This is a genomic window from Diaphorobacter aerolatus, assembly GCF_014489535.1.
GTDB lineage: Bacteria > Pseudomonadota > Gammaproteobacteria > Burkholderiales > Burkholderiaceae_C > Diaphorobacter_A > Diaphorobacter_A aerolatus.
In genome coordinates, this window is the sequence record NZ_CP060783.1 from 4,426,758 (window position 1) to 4,447,770 (window position 21,013).

General features: G+C 58.4%; 19 protein-coding genes and 4 pseudogenes. 11 read left to right on the top strand and 12 right to left on the bottom strand.

What is annotated here, in order from left to right; translation table 11 throughout:
- Positions 1-42: 42 nt before the first annotated feature.
- Positions 43-680: pseudogene (locus tag H9K75_RS20660) on the top strand (LysE/ArgO family amino acid transporter).
- 66 nt (positions 681-746) lie between these two features.
- Here H9K75_RS20660 and H9K75_RS20665 read toward each other — a convergent pair.
- From H9K75_RS20665 to mfd, 5 genes are all read right to left on the bottom strand, one after another.
- Complete coding sequence (locus H9K75_RS20665) at positions 747-1,532, bottom strand: MetQ/NlpA family ABC transporter substrate-binding protein (RefSeq protein ID WP_187723935.1); 786 nt, start codon at positions 1,530-1,532, stop codon at positions 747-749.
- Between the two features lie 191 nt (positions 1,533-1,723).
- Positions 1,724-2,437, bottom strand: coding sequence for a phosphoserine phosphatase SerB (gene serB, locus H9K75_RS20670; protein WP_187723936.1), 714 nt, complete (start codon positions 2,435-2,437; stop codon positions 1,724-1,726).
- 140 nt (positions 2,438-2,577) lie between these two features.
- Entirely contained in the window at positions 2,578-2,712 is a 135-nt protein-coding gene (locus tag H9K75_RS20675; RefSeq protein WP_187723937.1) for a DUF3149 domain-containing protein, read from the bottom strand.
- A gap of 154 nt (positions 2,713-2,866) precedes the next feature.
- On the bottom strand, positions 2,867-3,547 hold the full coding sequence (locus H9K75_RS20680; protein ID WP_187723938.1) for a hypothetical protein: 681 nt from the start codon (positions 3,545-3,547) through the stop codon (positions 2,867-2,869).
- Positions 3,548-3,564: 17 nt separating this feature from the next.
- A complete protein-coding gene (mfd, locus tag H9K75_RS20685; RefSeq protein WP_187723939.1) occupies positions 3,565-7,038 on the bottom strand; it encodes a transcription-repair coupling factor in 3,474 nt (1,157 codons plus the stop codon).
- Positions 7,039-7,179: 141 nt separating this feature from the next.
- Between mfd and ispD the strand changes: the two are divergent.
- Positions 7,180-7,949, top strand: a pseudogene (gene ispD, locus H9K75_RS20690) (2-C-methyl-D-erythritol 4-phosphate cytidylyltransferase).
- Positions 7,950-7,972: 23 nt separating this feature from the next.
- Positions 7,973-8,500, top strand: a complete 528-nt coding sequence (gene ispF, locus H9K75_RS20695; protein WP_187723940.1) for a 2-C-methyl-D-erythritol 2,4-cyclodiphosphate synthase — start codon at positions 7,973-7,975, stop codon at positions 8,498-8,500.
- 126 nt (positions 8,501-8,626) lie between these two features.
- Here ispF and H9K75_RS20700 read toward each other — a convergent pair.
- Both H9K75_RS20700 and ompR read right to left on the bottom strand, forming a co-directional pair.
- Positions 8,627-10,102, bottom strand: a pseudogene (locus tag H9K75_RS20700) (ATP-binding protein); the annotation flags it as partial.
- Positions 10,103-10,263: 161 nt separating this feature from the next.
- Positions 10,264-10,995 (bottom strand): osmolarity response regulator transcription factor OmpR, encoded by a 732-nt coding sequence (ompR, locus tag H9K75_RS20705; protein WP_187723942.1) that lies wholly within the window; start codon positions 10,993-10,995, stop codon positions 10,264-10,266.
- A 253-nt stretch (positions 10,996-11,248) separates the two neighbouring features.
- Here ompR and H9K75_RS20710 point away from each other — a divergent pair, with 253 nt between their 5' ends.
- Positions 11,249-11,947 carry an SIMPL domain-containing protein gene (locus H9K75_RS20710; RefSeq protein WP_226858336.1) on the top strand — a complete coding sequence of 233 codons (699 nt, stop codon included), beginning with the start codon at positions 11,249-11,251 and terminating at the stop codon, positions 11,945-11,947.
- Positions 11,948-12,074: 127 nt separating this feature from the next.
- Here the strand turns inward: H9K75_RS20710 and H9K75_RS20715 are convergent, their stop codons facing one another.
- Positions 12,075-12,857, bottom strand: coding sequence for a 3-hydroxybutyrate dehydrogenase (locus H9K75_RS20715; protein WP_187723944.1), 783 nt, complete (start codon positions 12,855-12,857; stop codon positions 12,075-12,077).
- 64 nt (positions 12,858-12,921) lie between these two features.
- On the opposite strand from H9K75_RS20715, the gene H9K75_RS20720 reads away from it, so the two are divergent.
- From H9K75_RS20720 to H9K75_RS20735, 4 genes and pseudogenes are all read left to right on the top strand, one after another.
- Entirely contained in the window at positions 12,922-13,848 is a 927-nt protein-coding gene (locus H9K75_RS20720; protein ID WP_187723945.1) for an alpha/beta fold hydrolase, read from the top strand.
- A gap of 59 nt (positions 13,849-13,907) precedes the next feature.
- Positions 13,908-16,144, top strand: a pseudogene (locus H9K75_RS20725) (RelA/SpoT family protein).
- 366 nt (positions 16,145-16,510) lie between these two features.
- Positions 16,511-17,614 carry a site-specific integrase gene (locus H9K75_RS20730; protein WP_187723946.1) on the top strand — a complete coding sequence of 368 codons (1,104 nt, stop codon included), beginning with the start codon at positions 16,511-16,513 and terminating at the stop codon, positions 17,612-17,614.
- Positions 17,615-17,616: 2 nt separating this feature from the next.
- On the top strand, positions 17,617-17,871 hold the full coding sequence (locus H9K75_RS20735) for a hypothetical protein (protein WP_187723947.1): 255 nt from the start codon (positions 17,617-17,619) through the stop codon (positions 17,869-17,871).
- On the opposite strand, the gene H9K75_RS20740 is transcribed toward H9K75_RS20735, so the two are convergent.
- Positions 17,868-18,212 carry a helix-turn-helix domain-containing protein gene (locus H9K75_RS20740; RefSeq protein ID WP_226858337.1) on the bottom strand — a complete coding sequence of 115 codons (345 nt, stop codon included), beginning with the start codon at positions 18,210-18,212 and terminating at the stop codon, positions 17,868-17,870. The two genes, H9K75_RS20735 and H9K75_RS20740, sit on opposite strands and share 4 nt — an antisense overlap.
- A gap of 133 nt (positions 18,213-18,345) precedes the next feature.
- On the opposite strand from H9K75_RS20740, the gene H9K75_RS20745 reads away from it, so the two are divergent.
- Genes H9K75_RS20745 through H9K75_RS20755 form a run of 3 tightly spaced genes read left to right on the top strand, consistent with a single transcriptional unit; the run spans position 18,346 to position 19,904 of the window.
- Positions 18,346-18,639 (top strand): hypothetical protein, encoded by a 294-nt coding sequence (locus H9K75_RS20745; protein ID WP_187723948.1) that lies wholly within the window; start codon positions 18,346-18,348, stop codon positions 18,637-18,639.
- Between the two features lie 39 nt (positions 18,640-18,678).
- Entirely contained in the window at positions 18,679-19,179 is a 501-nt protein-coding gene (locus H9K75_RS20750; RefSeq protein WP_187723949.1) for a hypothetical protein, read from the top strand.
- Between the two features lie 2 nt (positions 19,180-19,181).
- A complete protein-coding gene (locus H9K75_RS20755; protein WP_187723950.1) occupies positions 19,182-19,904 on the top strand; it encodes a hypothetical protein in 723 nt (240 codons plus the stop codon).
- A gap of 224 nt (positions 19,905-20,128) precedes the next feature.
- Here H9K75_RS20755 and H9K75_RS20760 read toward each other — a convergent pair whose 3' ends face one another.
- The 3 genes from H9K75_RS20760 to H9K75_RS20770 are packed head-to-tail and all read right to left on the bottom strand — an operon-like array spanning position 20,129 to position 21,005.
- Complete coding sequence (locus H9K75_RS20760; protein ID WP_187723951.1) at positions 20,129-20,368, bottom strand: hypothetical protein; 240 nt, start codon at positions 20,366-20,368, stop codon at positions 20,129-20,131.
- Entirely contained in the window at positions 20,365-20,634 is a 270-nt protein-coding gene (locus H9K75_RS20765; RefSeq protein ID WP_187723952.1) for a hypothetical protein, read from the bottom strand. Before H9K75_RS20765 ends, H9K75_RS20760 begins: the two co-directional genes overlap by 4 nt.
- Complete coding sequence (locus H9K75_RS20770) at positions 20,631-21,005, bottom strand: hypothetical protein (protein WP_187723953.1); 375 nt, start codon at positions 21,003-21,005, stop codon at positions 20,631-20,633. Before H9K75_RS20770 ends, H9K75_RS20765 begins: the two co-directional genes overlap by 4 nt.
- Positions 21,006-21,013: the final 8 nt, after the last annotated feature.

Consider the following 21,013-nt stretch of genomic DNA (forward strand, 5'->3'; position numbering starts at 1 on the left):
TTTAAGTTTACTTAAATTTCGCGGAGACCGAGAATCGAGCCCATGTTCTCCACCGCAGCATCCTCTTCGTGGCTCGCAGGCTTCACAGTCTGCCTTTCCCTCATCGTCTCCATTGGCGCGCAGAATCTCTATGTTCTGCGACAGGCGGTGCAGGGCGAACACGTGCGTGCCTGCGTGGCCTGGTGCGTGCTGATCGATGCGCTGCTGGTGGCGGTCGGTGTCGCCGGCATGGCCCGGATTCTGGCAGTTCCCCCACGCTGGCGCATTACCTGACGCTCGGCGGAGCGCTGTTTCTGCTGGCCTACGGGCTGTTTGCCTGGCACCGCGCATTTTTCGCGGCGGACCAGAAGCTGGATGCTTCGGGCACCAAGGCCGAGCGCAGCCTGCTCACCGTGTTGAGCGCGCTCGCCGTGATCACGCTGGCCAATCCGCATGTATATCTCGACACCGTGGTGCTGATCGGCTCCATCGGGGCGCAGCAGGACGGCTGGTACAAGTGGTACTTCGTGATTGGCGCGGCCTGCGCCAGCCTCACATGGTTCGTGGTTCTGGCGTTTGCCGGTCGCAAGCTGCAAGGTGTGTTCGCCAATCCCAAGGCCTGGCGCATTCTTGACACGCTCACCGGCGCGATGATGTTTGTACTCGCCTGGTGGGTGTATCAGGGCTTGCAGAGTGCGTGATTTGCGGACGCGTGACCATGAAAAAAACGCTGCCATGGCAGCGCTTTCCTTCGAGGCATCGATGGCTCAGAAAGCCGGAACCACGGCACCCTTGTACTTGTCCTGAATGAATTTCTTCACTTCGGCCGAACGCAACGCCTTCATCAGCTTGGCGATGACCGGATCGTTGGCACGGTCGGCGCGCGCTGCGACGATGTTGGTGTAGGGCGAATCGGCACCTTCGATGAACAGCGCGTCCTTGGTCGGGTTCAGCTTGGCTTCGATGGCGTAGTTGGTGTTGATCAGGGCCACATCCACATCGGCCAGCGCGCGCGGCAGCAAGGGCGCCTCAAGTTCCTTGAACTTCAGCTTCTTGGGATTCTTGACCACGTCGAGCGGCGTGGGTGTCAGGCTCTTGGGATCCTTGAGTTCGATCAGGCCTTGCTTGGCCAGCAGAATCAGCGCGCGACCGCCGTTGGACGGGTCGTTCGGAATCGCGATGATCGCGCCATTCTTCAGATCCTTGATGTTCTTGATCTTGCTGGAGTAGGCACCGAAGGGCTCCACATGCACCTTGCCGTTGGGCACTTCGACCAGCGAGGACTTGCGATCCTTGTTGTAGCTGTCGAGATAGGGCTTGTGCTGGAAAAAGTTGGCGTCAAGCTGCTTGTCTTCCACGGCGGCGTTGGGCTGCACGTAGTCGCTGAATTCCTTGACTTCCAGATCGACGCCGTCGGCCTTGAGCTGCGGCTTCACGAAGTTCAGGATTTCGGCGTGCGGCACCGAGGTGGCCGCCACCTTGAGAACGTCGGCCGCCTGTGCGCCGAAAGCAAGGGCGGCCAGAGCCAGCGCGGTCAGAGATTTCTTCAACATGTCCAGGTGATCCTCTAAATGAATGTTCGTAGTGGTCGACGTCGCTGGCAGCCATCCCGTATGGGGCGGGTGACCAGAACTCGAAACAGAACGTCAGTGTAATTTGTCCCGCAGGCAAATGCGTCGTTTTTAAATTCATATCCATATATCAAATGGATATTTAATAACCAGAAAGCAATGTCGGGTGGCGATCAGCGAACGACTTCGAGCAGGCGATCCAGCCCGCCCTGGTTGATGGCGACCTTGGCCTGAGCGCGCACGGCTGGTTTGGCGTGATAGGCGACGGAGAGGCCGGCCTCTCCCATCATCGGCAGGTCGTTGGCACCGTCGCCGACGGCGATGGTCTGGGCCGCGTCGATGCCCATGAGCGAGGCCATTTCCAGCAGCGTGCGGCGTTTTTCCGCGCCGTCGCAGATGTCGCCCCAGGCCTGATCGACCATGCGGCCGGTGAGTGCACCGTTTTCGATCTCCAGCACGTTGGAGCGCGAGAAGTCGATGCCCAGGTGCTGCTTCACGCGGTCCGAGAAGTAGGTGAAGCCACCCGAGACCAGCAGGGTCTTGAGGCCGGCCGCCCGGGCGGCGTCGATCAGTTCCTTCGCGCCGGGGTTGAATTGCAGCCGCTCGGTGAAAATGCGGTCGAGATCCTCGGTGGTCACGCCCTTGAGCAGGGCCACACGCTGGCGCAGGCTTTCCTTGTAGTCGGTGATCACGCCCTGCATCGCGGCCTCGGTGATGGCGGCGACCTCTGCCTTGCGGCCCACGGCATCGGCGATCTCGTCCACGCACTCGATGTTGATGAGCGTCGAGTCCATGTCGAACGCGATCAGCTTGTAGTCGGAGAGCTTGAGCGGCGCTGTGACGCCGCGCAGAACGAGACCGGGAGCAAATTCTGTGGCTTGGGGCATTTCTGTGAACCGATGCGCAATGCAAATTGGAAAACCGTAATGGTAGTGCGATTGCGCGCGGAGTTCCGGGCGCTGGGCGAAAGAAAACGGGGACAGATCCTGGAAGATGCTGTCCCCGTCGTCGGGTTGGGCGGGCCTGCCTATTTCTGCCCGGATTCCGGTGGCTTGCGCAGGAACAGGCCGATGAAGAAACCTGCCATGCAGATCATGATTCCGATACCGATGATGGACATGAGGCCGTAGTCTGTGGAGAACAGATCGCTCAGTGCTTTCATGAATGAGTCCTTCCTTGCGCGAGAGTTGCTGGGTTCAAAGGACTATCCCTCATCAGTCAACTTACATTTTGTGATGAATCAACGACCGAAATACGGGTGAGGCACTGCACGGTAAGCGTCTGCGCTGCAACAAAAACTTACAGCAGCAGATCGTTCAGTGATCACCGGTGGGCGGGGCGGGCAGATAGAGCCGGTCCGACCAGGTCGCAAGCCACTCGGGCTTGAATGCCACGAACACCACGGTCAGCATGCCGGTCAGCAGACCATCGCTCCAGGCCATGAGCCAGCGCGCGACCATGGACAATCCCTCGTCCACCTGCGCGGCCAGCGCGTGGCCGCTCCATTGCGACAGCGCGCCGGAGATGAAGACGCAGGCCACCGTTCCGAGAAACGCCCGACCCAGCACATAGACGAACATTCGCGTGCCGGTGACACGCCGGATCAGCGCGCCGAGCAGCAGGGCCAGCGTGGCGGGCATCACGCCCAGCCATGCGATGGCCGACAGCGCATCGCTCCAGCTCATGGCGGGCGAGAGCAGGGCGGCGGCGAGCCCGATCACCCACAGCGCCGGAATCGCGAGCGGCCAGCCGAGCATCAGCACCAGCATGCATGCGCCCGACAGTTGCAGCGGCAGCGGCATGTGCACCAGCGTCGGCAACGCCCAGAACCAGGGCAGCAGCACCAGCGCGGCCAGCAGCGGGCTGACGAGCGGTGACATCTTGCGCAGCGGACCCTGCGGTGTGCGCGCGGTGGTGAACCCCAGCATGCGCCATGGCCTGAGCCACAGCGCGACGACGAGGGCTGCGAGACTGATGGCGGCGTCCACGGCGGGCATGGTGTGGAGACTCGATCTCAGGCAACCGCTTCGACGTTGGTAGGCTTGCCCAGGCTGCGAAGAATGTCACGCACTAGATGCGCGCGATCCTTGGGGTCGGGCAGCGCGCGCTCGATGCGCAGCTTGTCGTTGCCGGCCAGCTTGATGTGCTTGTTCTTCTGCACGAGCTGGATGATGTTCATCGGATCGATCGGCGGTTGCGGCTTGAACGTGATGTTGATGATGCCGGGCGCGGCATCGACCTTCATCACGCCGTAGGGCTGACTCATCACGCGCAGGCGATGCACGTCGATGAGCGTCTGCGCCTGTGCGGGCAGCTTGCCGAAACGGTCCACGATTTCTTCGAGCAACGTATCGATCTGCTGCGGCGTCTTGGCGGTCGCAAGCTTCTTGTAGAACGACAGACGCAGGTGCACGTCGCCGCAGTAGTCGTCCGGCAGCAGCGCGGGCGAATGCAGATTGATGTCGGTGCTCGCGGACAGCGGCGAGAGCAGATCGGGTTCCCTGCCTGCCTTGAGCGACGCCACGGCTTCGGACAGCATCTCGTTGTAGAGCTGAAAGCCGATCTCCATCATGTTGCCGCTCTGGTTCTCGCCGAGCACCTCGCCCGCGCCGCGAATCTCGAGATCGTGCATCGCCAGATAGAAGCCGGAGCCCAGCTCCTCCATCTGCTGGATGGCTTCAAGCCGCTGAGCGGCCTGCTTGGTGAGGCCATCGATGTCCGGCACCATCAGGTACGCATAGGCCTGATGGTGCGAGCGCCCCACGCGGCCACGCAACTGGTGCAACTGCGCGAGGCCGAACTTGTCGGCGCGGCTGATCAGGATGGTGTTGGCGGTCGGCACGTCGATGCCGGTCTCGATGATGGTCGAGCACAGCAGGATGTTGTAGCGCTGCGCGACGAAATCGCGCATGACCTTTTCCAGTTCGCGCTCGGGCATCTGGCCGTGGGCGACGGCGATGCGCGCCTCGGGCAGGATTTCCTCGAGCTTTTGCTTGCGGTTCCCGATGGTCTCGACCTCGTTGTGCAGGAAGTAGCACTGGCCGCCGCGTTTCAATTCGCGCAGCACCGCCTCGCGGATCACACCCGTGCCCTCGTTGCGCACAAAGGTCTTGATCGCCAGACGCCGCTGCGGCGCGGTGGCGATCACCGACAGATCACGCAAACCTTCCAGCGCCATGCCCATGGTGCGCGGAATCGGCGTGGCGGTGAGCGTGAGCACGTCCACCTCGGCGCGCAGCGCCTTCATCGCCTCCTTGTGACGCACGCCAAAGCGGTGCTCCTCGTCGATGATGAGCAGGCCCAGATCCTTGAACTTGGTCGATTCCGACAGCAGCTTGTGCGTGCCGACGACGATGTCCACCGTGCCTTCGGCAATGCCCTTGACGGCGGCGGTGATCTCCTTGCCCGAGCGAAAACGCGAGACCTCGGCCACCTTGATCGGCCACTTGGAAAAGCGGTCCACGAGCGTCTGAAAATGCTGTTCGGCGAGCAGCGTGGTCGGCGCGAGCAGCGCCACCTGCTTGCCACCCATCGCGGCGACGAACGCTGCGCGCAACGCCACCTCGGTCTTGCCGAAACCCACGTCACCGCAGACGAGGCGATCCATCGGTTGCGGGCTAATCATGTCCTGGATGACGGCGTGGATCGCCGCCTTCTGATCGGCCGTTTCCTCAAAGCCGAAATCGTTGGAGAACTGTTCGTAGTCCTGCACGTTGAAGCGAAACGCATGGCCTTGTCGTGCGGCGCGCCGTGCATAGATGTTGAGCAGTTCGGCGGCGGAGTCGCGCACCTGTTCGGCCGCCTTGCGCTTGGCCTTGTCCCACTGGCCGCTGCCCAGACGGTGCAGCGGTGCCTCGTCGGCGGACACTCCGGTGTAGCGGCTGATGAGCTGCAACTGGCTGACGGGCACGTACAGCGCGGCCTTGTCGGCGTATTCAAGATGCAGGAACTCCTGCAGCGCGGCCGTGCCATCGGGGTTCTTCTGGCCGATGTCCATGTTGATCAGGCCGAGGTAGCGGCCAATGCCGTGCGCGCTGTGAACGACCGGATCGCCGACCTTGAGTTCGGAGAGATCCTTGATGAGCGCATCGACGTCGCTGACCTGCTCCTGCTTGCGGCGACGCCGCGCCGTGCCCGCCGTCGCGAAGAGTTCGGTCTCGGTGACGAAGTCGATGCCGCCATCGATCCAGACGAAGCCAGTGGCGAGTGTGGAAGTGGCGATGCCGACTTTCTCGTCGCGGGCGTGCTGGAATTCGTCCAGCGAATCGAATGCAGGCGGATTCAGGTGGGATGCGCGCAGAAAATCGAGCAGGCTCTCGCGGCGTCCATCGCTTTCGGCCAGCAGCAGCACGCGGTGCTGCGTGGACAGGATGTGCGCCTGCAGCCTGGCAAGCGGATCCTCGGCACCGCGGATCACCGAGAGATCGTCGAGCTTCAGGAAGTGCGCATTGTCGGGGACGTCCTCGATATGCGCGCGCAGCGCCAGTTGCGCATGATCCTTGGCACGCGTGTAGAACTGGTCTGCGGTGAGAAACAGCGTTTCGGGCGGCAGCACGGGGCGTTCCGCATCGCCCTGCACCAGCCGGAAGCGCTCCCGGGTGTCCTGCCAGAATCGCTGGAATGCGGATTCGAGATCGCCATGCAGCACGACCGTGGCATCGTCGCCGAGATAGTCGAACACCGTGGCCGTGTCGTCGAAGAACAGCGGCAGGTAGTACTCGATGCCGGCGGTCGCCACGCCGTTGCCCATGTCTTTGTAGATGCGGCTCCTGGTCGGGTCGCCTTCGAGCATTTCGCGCCAGCGATTGCGGAACTTGGCACGCGCCTCGTCGTCCATCGGAAATTCGCGGCCGGGCAACAGGCGCACTTCGGGCACGGGGTAGAGGCTGCGCTGTGTGTCGGGATCGAAGGTGCGGATCGAGTCGATTTCATCGTCGAAAAGGTCGACGCGATACGGCACGTGCGAGCCCATGGGAAACAGGTCGATCAGCCCGCCGCGCACGGCGTATTCACCGGGGCTCACCACCTGCGAAACATGTGAATAGCCAGCCAGTGTGAGCTGTGCGCGCAGCCTTGCCTCGTCGAGTTTCTGCTTGGCCTTGAAATGAAAGGTGTAGCCCGCCAGGAACGACGGTGGAGCCACACGATAGAGCGCCGTGGTAGCGGGCACCAGCACCACGTCGGCGTCGCCCTGCGAGATGCGCCAGAGCGTTGCGAGGCGTTCGCTGATCAGATCCTGGTGCGGCGAGAAGGTGTCGTAGGGCAGGGTTTCCCAATCGGGGAACATGGCGCAGCGCAGCTCGGGCGCGAAGAATTCCATCTCGTCGATCAGGCGGCGCGCGTCGGTGGCGTCCGCCGTGACGATGGCCACCACATGCCTTTGCGCCTTTTCGCGCTCGGCCAGACGCGCGAGCAGCAGCGCGTCGGCCGATCCTGCGGGGCGCGGCATCGCGAAGCGTTTTCCGGGAGAGAGTTTGGGCAGATCCATGGGGTCAGTCGGCAGTGGCAAGGCGAAAACGACGAAAACCCCGTAGCCGGGGCGACGGGGATTTGAGCGCTATTTTAAGGAACCCGGCATTGCTCATGTTTTGTAGTGATATCGCGGTCGCGCTGTCTACAATCGCGCCAAATGAATTCGAATGAAGAACAGCCACAACCACAGCTCCTGGCTGCGCGCGCGCCGGTGCGCTGCTTTGCCCTGCTGCCGAGCGCCGGAGTGGGATCGCGCGCGGGCACGACGCAGCCCAAACAATACGCGCCGCTGGCCGCAAAGATGCTGGTCGAACACACGCTTGCAGCGTTCGCCGCCGTGCCTCGCATCGCGGGCGTGCATGTGGTGGTGACGCCCGGTGACGGCACCTTGCGCAAGCCCGATGCAACGTGGAATGTGATCGACGCCGGTGGGTCCACGCGTGCATCCAGCGTGTTCAACGGACTGCGTTTCCTGCTGACCAGCGGTGCGGCCCGTCGCGATGACTGGGTGCTGGTGCATGACGCCGCGCGCTGCCTCGTGACACCGACCGAAATCGACGCGCTGATCGATGCCTGCCTGCCCGACGCCGTGGGTGGCCTGCTTGCGCTGCCGCTGCCGGATACGCTCAAACTGTCGGTCGCAGGACGCAGCGCCGGCACGATAGAACGCGCCCACAAATGGCTCGCGCAAACACCGCAGATGTTCCGTGCGGGCCTGTTGCACGACGCATTGGAAGCCCACGCTGCGCGCGATTTTGCGGGCATCACCGATGAGGCCAGCGCGATCGAGGCGGCGGGATGCAGCCGTTGCTGGTGCCGGGCAGCGCGCAGAATTTCAAGGTCACGTATCCACAGGATTTCGCGCTCGCCGAAGCCATCCTATGGCAGCGTGCCCACCGTTCCACGCAGTCCCCGTGCGCCGTATGAACAGGCCCAGAGAACAGCACAGCATGAATACCAAAGAATCGCAGCCCTTTGTTCCCTCTTCGCTCCAGATTCCACCGTTTCGCATCGGCGAAGGCTGGGACGTGCATGCGCTGGTACCGGGGCGCCCGCTGATCATCGGCGGTGTGGAGATTCCCCATACGCTGGGTTTGCTCGGGCATTCCGACGCGGACGTATTGCTGCACGCAATCACCGACGCGCTGCTCGGCGCCGCTGCGCTGGGCGATATTGGCCGTCATTTCCCTGATACCGATGCGCAGTTCAAGGGAGCGCGATCCGATGTGCTGCTCGCCGAGGCCGCGCGCCGTGTGCGTGCCGCAGGTTATGAGATCGGCAACGTGGACAGCACCGTGATCGCGCAGGCGCCGAAGCTGGCGCCGCATATTGGTGCGATGTGTGCCGTGATTGCGAGAGCGCTTGGGGTGCAGGTGGGGCAGGTGAATGTGAAGGCGAAGACGGCAGAGAAGATGGGGCCGGTAGGACAAGGGCAAGCCATGGAAGCCCGCGCCACAGCCCTGCTTTTCAGGATCTGAGGTTTATGGGGTTTATGAGTTTTTATGACGAAGCCTTCGGCTTCGATGGCATCCAAATCCATTGTTCCTAACGCTTGCCATCGAGCGGCATGGGCTCCGAGTGTCCGCGCAGCGTCTCTCCTGCGCGCGGGGCAGGTGGCGTTTGACCTGGGGCCGTTGCAGGCGCTGTTTGGGGTCTGCGCCGTCAGGAAGTTCGGAGACGCGCTGTAGCTGGATGTGGGCGACGAGTCCGCCGGATGCGGCGTTGGCGAGGGCGAAGATTCCGCCCATGCGTTGCACAGTCTTGTCCACGATGGCAAGACCCAGGCCCGCGCCGGCTGCGGCGGTGCGCGCGGAGTCGCTGCGGAAAAAGGGTTTGGTGAGGTTGGCGAGCTGCTCGGGCGGCACGCCGTTGCCGTGGTCGCGCAGTTTGATCAGCACCCATTTGTCCCAGGACTTTGCGGTGATATCGACGTTGGTCACGCCGGTTTCCTTGTTCTTGCCGTAGCGGCGGGCGTTTTCCAGCAGGTTGGAGATCACGCGTGCCAGTTCGATCTCGTCGACCAGCACGTTGAGATTTTCCGGCACGGCCATGTTGATTTGCAGCTCAAGGTGGTCCTGCACGGCGTAGACGCATGAGGAGACCACGCCGTAGAGATTGACCGGCGTGAGCGTCACCGCGTCGGGGCGCGCGTAGTCGAGGAACTTGTCGATGGTGGCATCGAGCTGCACGATGTCGGCAACCATATGTTCGCGTGCCACGTCATCGTTCACGCTCATCTCGGTTTCCAGGCGCAGGCGCGCAAGCGGCGTGCGCAGGTCGTGCGAGATCCCGGCGAGCATGACGGCGCGATCCTGCTCCAGCTTGGCGAGTTTCTGCGCCATGCGGTTGAAGCCGATGTTGACCTCGCGGATTTCGCTGGTCACGGCCTCTTCGTCGAGCTGGCTTGCCGCAAAGTCGCCGTCCTTCACGCGATTGGCAGCGTATGACAACTGTTTGAGCGGGCGGTTGATCAGGCGCGCGATCACGGCAGCTCCCGCGAGCGACAGGGCACCCGCAGTGATCAGCCAGATCAGCCAGGTCTTGCCGCTCGCCGCCGACAGGCGCGAGCGATCCATGAGCAGCCAGTTCGGATCGCCATTGATCGTGAAGCCGACCCACAGACCTTGTTCACCGTTGACGCTGCTCGCCAGAATCGTGCCTGGCCCCAGGCGGCGTGTCAGCTCTTCGGTCAGGCGCGCGCCCAGCGCGGATTGCGGCAGGTGCTCGAACTTGTCGCTGGGCTCGCGCGGCAGGATGCGCACGCCTTCCTGATCGGCCATGGTCTTGATGAGCGAGACCCGCGCGATGGCGTCGGCGTGCACCAGCGCCGCGCGACTCAGGTTCACGAGCGAGGCGATCTGTTGCGCGGTCTGCAGCGTGCGAGGCTCGAATTCGAGCGCACGCAGCGTCTGCAGCCACGCCAGAATCGAGCCGACCAGCAGCAGCGCGAGCAGGAAAAAAGTACGCCAGAAAAGATTGAGCCCCACGCGGGCGCGCTGGGCCGAGTTGTTCTTTGGCGCTTCCAGCGGTGCCGGACTGGTGGCTTCCGGATAGGCGGGATCTGGACGTTTGGCGCTCATGGAGGATGGCAGCAATTTTCGGTAGAAGGGAAGCATGAAAGGCAGACGGCGGTTGCCGGTCTGCCTTTCTTCAGAGGATTTTCGCAGCAGCCATGCTCACAACCCGTGGATTGCGCAGCATGGCACAGGCAAAGCCTCACAGCGGTGAATGGTGCGGGCGATCAGCTCGTTCCGTCCGGCACGAACACATAGCCCACGCCCCACACCGTCTGGATGTAGCGCGGAGCCGCAGCGTCCACTTCCACCAGCTTGCGCAGACTCGAGATCTGCACGTCAAGGCTTCGGTCAAACGGCTCGAACTCGCGACCACGCGCCAGCAAGGCGAGCTTTTCACGCGACAGCGGCTGGCGCGGATGGCGCACCAAGGCCTTGAGCATCGCGAATTCGCCCGTGGTCAGCGGCAGCTCTTCGCCATTCTTCTGAAGCGCACGCGTGCCCAGATCGAAGGTGAAGGGGCCGAAAGTCACGACCTCGTTGTCGCCAGAAGGCGCACCGGGAGCCTCCTGAGGCGGGCGGCGGCGCAGCACCGCGTGAATGCGGGCCAGCAACTCGCGCGGGTTGAACGGTTTGCCCAGATAGTCATCAGCGCCCACTTCCAGACCCACGATGCGGTCCACGTCCTCACCCTTGGCGGTCAGCATGATGATCGGCGTGCGGTCGTTGGCGGCGCGCAGACGGCGGCAGATCGACAGCCCGTCTTCTCCGGGCATCATCAGATCCAGCACGATCAGATCCACCGTCTCACGCAGCAGGATGCGGTTCAGCGCCTTGCCGTCCTCGGCAACCATGACCTCGAACCCTTCCTGAGTGAGATAGCGCCGCAGCAGATCGCGGATGCGGGCGTCGTCATCAACTACGAGAACCTTGTCGGTGCGGTTGGTTGTTGTGGCCATAACTTTCCTCAGTCCAATTTGTAACAGAGCCGATTCTGACCAGCTTGCGGCGAGATTGTTTGCTTTTTTTGGTCAGGTTGACCCAATGTTACAAATATTGCGACAAAACGCCGAGTCCCGGGAAGTCCTTTACACGGCTGACACCTCATCTATGCAATATAAAGATCGAATATTCCGTCGATGGCCCCGGTATGTCGGCCTGCTTTAGAAGAAAGGTGATATGGCTGGATTCGCTGTAAAAACGGTAGCTGCAATGGGTCTCCTGGCATGTGCAGGAGCGGTCCTCGCGCAAAACGGCAATGCGTCGCAGGCGAGTGCGGTGCCGCAGAACGTGCTGCAACTTTCCGCATCAGGCGCTGTCGAAGTGCAGCAGGATGTGTTGGTGATGCAGTTGTCCACCACCAAGGAGGGCAACGACGCCGCCAGCGTGCAGCAGCAACTCAAGCAGATCATGGACGCCGCGCTGGCCCAGGCCAAACGCGACGCCAAGCCGCAGCAGATGGAAGTGCGCAGCGGCGATTTCACGCTCTACCCGCGCAACAACAAGGATGGAAAGATCGCCGGTTGGCAGGGCCGGGCGGTGCTGATTCTGGAAGGCAAGGACTTCTCGCGCATCACGACCACCGCCGGGGCGGTGCAGAACATGACCGTCAGCTCGGTCTCGTTCGGTCTTTCGCGCGAGGCGCGTGAGAAAGTGGAAGGCGAGGCGCAGGCCAAGGCCATCGCCGCTTTCAAGGAACGCGCTACCTCGATTGCCAAGGATTTCGGTTTCTCCAGCTACACGCTGCGCGAGATTCAGGTGAACGACAACAGCAATGTGCTCATGCCCTACGCTGCGCGTGCCAATGGCGGGATGATGAAGTCGTCCATGGCAGCCGACTCGCCGGTGCCAGTGGAAGCCGGCAAGGCGCGCGTCGAGGTTTCGGTATCGGGTTCTGTCCAGTTGCGTTGAGCACGCGTTTGTGCCAACAATATGCGGACATCAGGAGATGGACTTATGAACCGATAGGCTCCTCCTGATCGCAGTCCTCGCATTTGTCATTGAGACGGGTGCGAGGACTTTCTATTTGCGCGCCCGCTTATTGAGCGGTCCAGCCGCCATCCATGTTCCAGGCCACGCCGCAGATGTTGTTGCCGGCAGGCGAGCAGAAGAAGGCCGCCAGTTCGCCGAGTTCGTCGGTGGTGGTGAAGCGCAGCGATGGTTCCTTTTCGCTCAACAGCTCCTTGGTGGCTTCTTCGGCCGACACACCGTTTTCAGCGGCCTTGGCGTCGATCTGCTTTTGCACCAGCGGAGTCAGCACCCAGCCGGGGCAGATGGCGTTGCAGGTGACCCCGAGCGCCGCGTTTTCGAGCGCAGTCACCTTGGTCAGGCCGACGATGCCGTGCTTGGCGGCCACATAAGCCGCTTTCTGGGCGGACCCGACCAGGCCGTGCACCGAGGCGATGTTGATGATGCGACCCCACTTGGCGGCCTGCATCGCGGGCAGGGCAAGGCGCGAGGTGTGGAACGCGCTAGAGAGGTTGATCGCGATGATCGAATCCCACTTCTCTACGGGGAAATCCTGCACCGGAGCCACGTGCTGGATACCGGCGTTATTAACGAGAATGTCGACGCGGCCGAACTGGCCTGCGGCGTACTTCATCATGTCTTCGATTTCCGAAGGGCGGCTCATGTCCGCGCCGTGGTAGGCCACCTTCACGCCATGCGCGTTGCCCGCTTCGAGCACTTCGGCGCGCGAGCCATCCACATCACCGAATCCGTTGAGCACGATGTTGGCGCCCTGGCGCGCCAGCGCCTTGGCAATGCCGAGGCCGATGCCGCTGGTGGAACCGGTGACGAGTGCTGTCTTGCCATTGAGCATAAAAGTCTCTCCAAATCAATTACGATGCAAACATTATCGAGGGCACGAGATCAAGTTGATTCCCATGATTGAACCTACGCTGAATTACGTACCGTGTCCGGGCCTTGCGGCGACGAGTCCAGCCGAGTCGAACGGTCATCGAATGGCCTATTGGGAGTGGAACGATACGGGAAATCCCGCGCATCCGCATGTCCTCATCTGCGTGCATGGTCTTTCACGACAGGGTCGCGACTTTGACGTATTCGCGCGGCGCATGAGTCGGCACACACGCGTGATCTGCCCCGACGTCGTAGGGCGCGGCATGAGCGACTGGCTGGCCGATCCGCAGGGCTATCAGATTCCCACCTATGTCGGCGACATGGTCGCGCTCATCCATCATCTGCATGCGGAGCACCCGATCACGCGGCTCGACTGGGTTGGCACCAGCATGGGAGGACTCATCGGCCTTGTCGTGAGCGGCGCGAAGGAACTATCGCTGCCCGTGCCGGTGCACTCCCTGGTGCTCAACGACGTCGGCCCCGCGGTGCAGTGGGAGGCTTTGCAACGCATCGGCTCCTATCTCGGGCGTCCGCTCAGGTTTGATTCGGTGGAAGCCGCAGCCGACGAAATGCGCAAGATCTCGGCAGGCTTTGGTGCGCACTCGACCGAGGAATGGCTGGCGCTCTCGCGGCCCATGGTGGCCCGCGCGGGCCACGGTCGTCTGCGCCTGCACTACGACCCGGGCATCGCCGCGCCGCTGCGCAAGATGACGCAGCAGGCGGCCGAGGAAGGCGAGGCCTTTCTATGGAAGCTCTACGAGCAGATCACTGCACGCACGCTGCTGCTGCGCGGTGCGCAATCGGATCTGCTGAGTCCGGCAACGGCCGAACGCATGACGCAGGTCGGGCCTCGCGCGCGCCTCGCGGTGTTTGAATTCGTCGGCCATGCCCCCACCTTGGTCGCTGATGATCAGGGCAGCGTGGTCGAGCGCTTCCTGTGCGGCAGTGAGTGAACGGCCAGGCCAGCGAGAGAGAACAACGGAGAATCCATGAAAACGAGTGCAATCGGCACATCCCCCCTGCAAGCGCAGACTTGGCATCGGGATCGACCGTCGCTGCGACCGAAGCCGTTCCGCAACTCATCGCCGCCACCTCCGATGTTTCGCCCGAGCATGTCGGTTCGCTTGACAAGGTGCGCGCCTTTTCGCTTCCCCTGCTGTCGGGCGAGTTTCTGGAAACCGGCGAAAGCACGCTCCGACATGCCGATGCCGTGGCGAACATCCTCAAGAGCATAGGCAGTTCGGAGACCTTGCAGTCGGCGGTCTATCTGGTCTACGCCTCGTCCCATCTGAACAAGCCGCAGGAGGTCATTACCAAGGCCTTCGGCGAGAACTTTGCCGAGTTGGCGGTGGAGACCACCAAGCTGATGCGCGTGCAGGAACAGGCGCGTGCCGCGCAGGTTGCGGGCCTGCAGGTCGATGACATCGCCACGCAAACCGAGAACGTGCGCAAGATGCTGCTCGCGTTCTCCAAAGACTTGCGTGTGGTGCTGCTGCGACTGGCCTCGCGCCTGCAAACGCTGCGCTTCTATGCCGCCAGCAAACGACCGGTATCGCCGGGCATGGCGCGCGAAGCCTTGCAGGTGTTTGCGCCGCTCGCCAATCGGCTGGGCATCTGGCAGATCAAGTGGGAGCTTGAGGACCTGTCGTTCCGGTTTCTCGAACCCGATACGTACAAGGAAATCGCCCGCAACCTCGATGAAAAGCGCGCCGAACGCGAGCTCTACATGGAGCAATTGCGCAGCCGGCTCGAGTCGGAACTGCGTGCGCGCAGCATCAGCGCGACCGTCAAGGGCAGGCCCAAGCACATCTACAGCATCGTCAAGAAGATGCGCGGCAAGTCGCTCAACTTCAATCAGGTGTTCGACATCCGCGCGCTGCGCGTGATCGTGTCGTCGGTGAAGGACTGCTACGCGGCGCTGTCGTGGGTGCATTCGCATTTCGAGCCGATCGAGGCCGAGTTCGACGACTACATCGCCCGTCCCAAGGCCAATGGCTACCAGTCGCTGCACACCGTGGTGCGCGACGAATCCGGCAAGGCCATCGAAATCCAGATCCGCACGCAGGCCATGGACGATCACGCCGAAAGCGGCGTGGCGGCGCACTGGGCCTACAAGGAGGCGGGCACCAAGGGCTATGCGGGCGTATCCGCCACGAGCGAGTACGACGCAAAGATCGCCGTGCTGCGCCAACTGCTGGCCTGGGAACGCGACATGACCGGTGCGGACAGTCGCAGCGGGCTGTTCGACGACCGCATCTACGTATTGACGCCGGACGCCGCCGTGATCGAGCTGCCGCGTGGTTCCACGCCGGTCGACTTTGCCTATGCCGTGCACACCAACGTCGGCCATCGCTGCCGTGGGGCCAAGGTCGACGGCACCATGGTGCCGCTGAACACCCAGCTCGAAAACGGCCAGAGCGTCGAGATCATCACCGTAAAAGAGGGTCGCCCGTCACGCGACTGGCTCAATCCGGAACTCGGCTATCTCACCAGTCACCGCGCCCGTGCCAAGGTACGCGCCTGGTTCAATGCGCAGGCCACGCACATCACCGTCTCCAAGGGCCGCGAAGCCGTTGAAAAGCTGTTGCAGCGTGAAGGCAAGACGGCCATGAGGCTCGATGACCTGGCCGCGCAACTCGGCCTCAAATCGGCCGATGCGCTGTTTGAGGTCGTCGGCAAGGACGAGTTGTCGCTGCGCTCCATCGAAATGCTGCTCAGGCCCGCGCCGGTGCCGTCGGAAGTCACGCCCGACGAAATGAATCTGGTGCGCAAGAGCCGCGCAAGCGATTCCGGATCCAAGGGCGGCGTGCTGGTCGTGGGGATCGACTCGCTCATGACCCAGCTCGCCAAATGCTGCAAACCCGCGCCGCCCGACGAAATCCGTGGCTTCGTCACCCGTGGCAAGGGCGTGAGCGTGCACCGCGCCGACTGCAGCAATTTCCGCGAAATGGCCGCACGCAACGCCGAACGCGTCATCGAAGTGGAGTGGGGCGCCTCCAAGCCGCAAAAGGAAAGCGCCGTCTACCCCGTCGACGTCGCCGTCGAAGCCCACGACCGCCAGGGCCTGCTGCGCGACATCTCCGAAGTCTTCGCACGCGAAAAGACCAACGTCATCGGCGTGCAGACCCAGTCCCTCAAAGGCACAGCCTGGATGACCTTCACCGTAGAAGTCTCCGACTCAGGCCGCCTCAACAAGGTTCTGGGCAGGTAGCAACCGTCCCCGGCGTGTTTTCGGCGCGAAGGCGCTGAGACTGTGCCATAATGGAAGGCTTGGAAGAAGCAAGGGACTTCAGCAGTCTTTGGCAGGTTCAAAAGGTAAGGGATCAGCGAAAAAATCCCGAAACCGAGAAGCTGGCGATTTTTACTGCTACAATTTCAGCTTCTCGAACAGAACAACAGGCGCGTAGCTCAGCTGGTTAGAGCACCACCTTGACATGGTGGGGGTTGATTTGGCAAATCGTTTAAAATCAACAACTTACTAACATTGAATAGTTGCGATTTGCCAAGAATGGTGTGTTTTAAGGCTCTCAATTTGCCAAAAATTCACCAAATGGATTTACGGAAAAATCTGGACGTGCCAAAATATGGGGGTCACTTCAAAAAGAGGTATCCAGCATGGCAACGATTCCAAGGGGCATTCAAGAGGTTGAGTGGACACGCAAGGACGGCACTAAAGGTGTTCGTTATCGCTTGCGTATCAATCGCCAAGGCTTGAAGTACGACGCTCTTTTTGACGAACTAGAGACTGCTATTGAGGCACTGAACAACTCAAAAACTGAGCTTGGTCGCACTGCCCTCAAAGACTTCCTTCATGCTGAAATGAGGAAGACAAATGCCTTTTATCAAGATAGTGCTACAGACCTCGGCAATTGTTTGGCACTCTTCTACAAAGAGCATTTTGAAAAGCCAGAAACAAATCCTATGGATAAGAAGGCGAACACAATTTATCAATCTTTGGCGAAGACAATCAGTACCACACTGATTCAAGACAATGCCTCGTTTGAGAATGTGCCTCCATTGATTCGGGCAAAAATGAACTACCCCGATACCATTCCACTCGGAAACATGGACCCTTTCAAGATTGAGGCTCGGGATATAAATTCTTATATCAAGGCTCGCTTGGCTACTAAAAGGTTCACCAATCCCAAAAAAGGTGAACCACGGGAACTAGGCTATATTTCTAAAGCAACAGTCACTAAAGAACTGAGCTTTTTGAGTTCATTCTTCTCTAACTTTCACTCATATGGTGGTAAAGCTTATGAGTCTCTGAAAGAGAACAATCCAGTTAAAAAAGCGAATAAAAGAGCTTTGGCTGGCGCGAACAAAAAAAGGGAAAGACGTCTTTCTGAGGCTGAAGAACAAGAATTGTTTAAGGCTCTTCAACGGTGCCGTAACAAAGATATGGTGACAATTTTTCAGTTAGCCATTTCTTCAGGTATGCGTCGATCTGAAATCTTGTTCTTGGAATGGAAACAAATCAATTTTCAGCGCCGGTACATTGAGCTCTACCGTACAAAGAACGGTGAGCCAATCAAGATTCAATTGTTGCCTTCAGCATGGGAAGAGTTGAAGAAGTTAAAGCACAAGCCAAATACTGATAGGCTTTTTAAGTACACTCAGGACGGTTTCAAATCAAACTTTCAGCGTGTGCTTGGCTGGGCAAAGATTGAAGGCTACCGATTCCATGATTTGCGCTCTGAGTTCATTACTCGGGTTTGACCATGGGACTCTCAAAGTTTGTGGTTACGGCTATGCTGAGTATTAAAAATCAGGCTAGCTTTGATAGGACTCACCTCAAACAATTTGAGCAAGACAAGCGTATCAATGGTGGAATGTTTGACATTCAAAATCAGGTCAATCATAAGCAGTCAAACATGACGAACCTCTACAATCGCATGTCGCCTGAAGAGCTTGAGCAAGTCATGGCTATCCTTCAAATGCAACAAGCATTGAAAGACAAGTCACTTGACCGTTAACTTGATAGCCGCTTAACAAGCTGCTCCACAAACCCCAGTACCAATAGACGGTCACTGGGGTTTAGTTTTTCCAGCATACGGGTGATATGAAGGGCTTGGTCACTCGGTATGTCGCTGGACACCCCTATGAGCTCATTAAAGGGGACTCCAAGGACCTCAGCAATCTCAATGAGCCTTGGAATAGTGCTGAGCACCGTACCCCTTTCTAGGCGCGATACGGCTTCCACACCGCAATCTAACTTGATAGCCATGTCTTCTTGAGTCATGCCCAAAGCCTTGCGCCGTGTGGCAATCGCAATGCCGATATTGCGAGCGAGTAGTTTTTCTCTGTCTGTAGTCACAACTTCTATGGTCGTGCGTCAACCATTTAAGTAGAAGTGCGTTTTGAGTTGATACACCACCCCAAAAGTCGAAAGACACGCTACAATCCTGGTGGATCTCAAAAACCTTACCCAATGCGGATCTGGAGGACATATGACTAAGCGAATCGTGGCGGCTCTCATGCTCTGCCTCACTTTCATTCTCTCGGCGTGTTCTGGAGGTGCTCCCAATGAGTCGGACTTGAAGGAAGCATTGACAAACACCATGGAAGCGCAAGGTGGAAAACAAGCCGTGGACATGTTCAAAGACACCATTGCTTCAACAAAGCTGGTGGGCTGTAAAGAATCAAAAGAAGGCAATGGTTATGTCTGCGATTGGACAACAGACATGGGCGCAAGTTCTGGACGACTTGTAAAGAGTGAAAAAGGCTGGAAGATTTTTCAGTAATAACAATCAAATTCTTACTTTTACTTTGCGAGGCAAATCATGAAATCGAGTTTTAAAGGTGAGTACGATACCTCAAACAATCCAGACGGTTCAGTTGATATCTCATTCAAGCAAGAATTGTTTGGGCCGGGTGTTTGGTGGCTCATTATTATTCTTGGAACCTTTACTCTCATGCCTGCTGGTTGCGCCGTAGGTTCAGGGTTTAACTCTGACAACATTAAAGGCCCTGCTCCTTTTGTAATGACTTTCTTGTTCTACTTTGGAGGAATTGTACTTATCACATTCTTGACCAAAGTGAAGGCGACAATCAAAGTAGTTCCCAATGTTGGGCTTCAATGGAGTGGCAAGTCCTATCCGTTCTCTGATTTGGAATCTATCGGTGTAGATACCCGCGTTATGGGAAATGGTGGAAAGACTTGGAGCCGTGTCTATATCAAGGGCAAGGGTCGCAAGATTTATATCACCAAGCAAATGCGCGAGCCACTTGCTGAAGGTATCAAGGGTGAGATTCAGAATGTATCTGGAATCAACTGGAACTAATCATGAAACACATTACTATTGCCGTGCTGGTTGCCCTCTCGCTGGTTGCTTGTGGCGAGAAGAAAGAAGAGCCTAAGCCTGTTGCTGCTGCTCCTGCTGCTGACAACAAACCTGCTGAGCCTGCTGTTCTCAAAGCCTCGTTTGAGGTTCCTGAGAAGTTCAGGGGCTACACTGATATGGTGGCGAGCTACACGAACAATGAAAAGGAATTCAGGGCATTGCCTGATAGCATTTTCAAGGATTACAAGACTGCTTGGGAAAAGCAATCGTACTCCATTGATAAGCCTGACTGGTACTTTGCCGCTGTCATTCAGAATCCGAAGCTTGCTGAAATGACGAATGATTTCAAAAAGCAAGAGGCTGGTGAGCAAGTCAAGGCGACTCTCACACCTGACAAGAATAGTCTCAATGTCATTGTGAGTGCGAACAATGAAATGCAAGTCCTCATGGACAAGCCCGACATTCAAACAGGTATCTACAAAGTCAATGTAACTCCGAAAGGGGTACGGTCTACCGTCAATCAGGAATTCAACGGGGTGAGGTTTGGCTACGGCTATGAGCTCTTCTACAAGGAACCTTTGGGCCTTGAATTGCCTGACTGTAGTGGCTGTAAAAAGCTGGTGGCTCTCAATGTCAAGGTGCCACTTGATAAAGCCAAGGAAATTGAAGAGTGGCGCGAGAAGGGCCAGACTCCATGCGTGCCTACGGCAAAGTGGTATCACTAGATCCGCAAGCTGGAATTAACTCTGTTCGGGGACACCTCGGGGTCAATGTTGAGGCTCTGGAAGTGGGGACATTCCAAGGTGGGAAGTGGCATAGCTACTTTTTCCTCTCGCCTGAAGAACTCAATAAAGCTCGTTTTGTCGAAGGACCCAAGCGCACGATTGTGGTCTGGTAATAACTAGAGTTGTCCTCCAAAGTTTAAGCCCTCATTGCGAGGGCTTTTTTTTTAGTGTTTTGTTCCGAGATTGTGAGTGAGCTCAATCGCTTGCCCAGTGGTGACAAAGATAACCGACAATGAGGTAACGAATTCTTCAAAATTCATGGCTCCACTTTGTAGTCTTTCAATCTTCAAGTCAATTTCCGCAAGCAATGTCTTTTGTACAAACTTAGGGTCATGGAAGTAGATATTGGCTACCTCAATCGCTTTCTTGTACATTTCATGTTTTAGATTGTTTATTTCATTCATTCTTTTATCACCCATTTTGATTGTTCTATTCTATTGCCGTTGTATGCCTCGTTCATGTGGTATAGATATGCCAAGCGAAGAACGATTTCACTCAGCGCCTCACTTGTTTTCTCATTGTTGCTAATGTCTTTCATGTTGTTCAATAGTTCATTGATAGCATTGAACTTTTGATTGACATAGTATTCTTGCTGGTCAAGTGGCAAAGTATGCCAATCTTCAAGTATTCGCTTTAAGATTTCTCTTTTTAGTTTTTTAGTAATTCTCATTTTTTATTCTCCTTATTGAAAAAGTACACTACCTTTGAATCGGTGTGAGTTATCTTGTTGTCCTGTATTTTTTTACTCACTACCTCAATCACTCTTTTGACAAGCTCATGAAATGAAATGCTGTACTTCGTCATGAGTTCTTGTATCTTCTCGTCTTCCTCTTGCGTGAACCTCAGGAAGATTGCTCCCGAAGGTTTAGCTACCCAGTTGTGTTCCTGTACCAGTGCGATACCTTCAATCTTGTACAACCAGTAAAGAGCGAAGTGGCAAGCTCTCGCATTGCTCACATTGAAGTGACTAGCAATCTTGAAAAGCTCACGGCTTGAATGGTTCTCAGGGCTACCAAATATGACTTGTTTTCTCACAATCATGGCGGCCC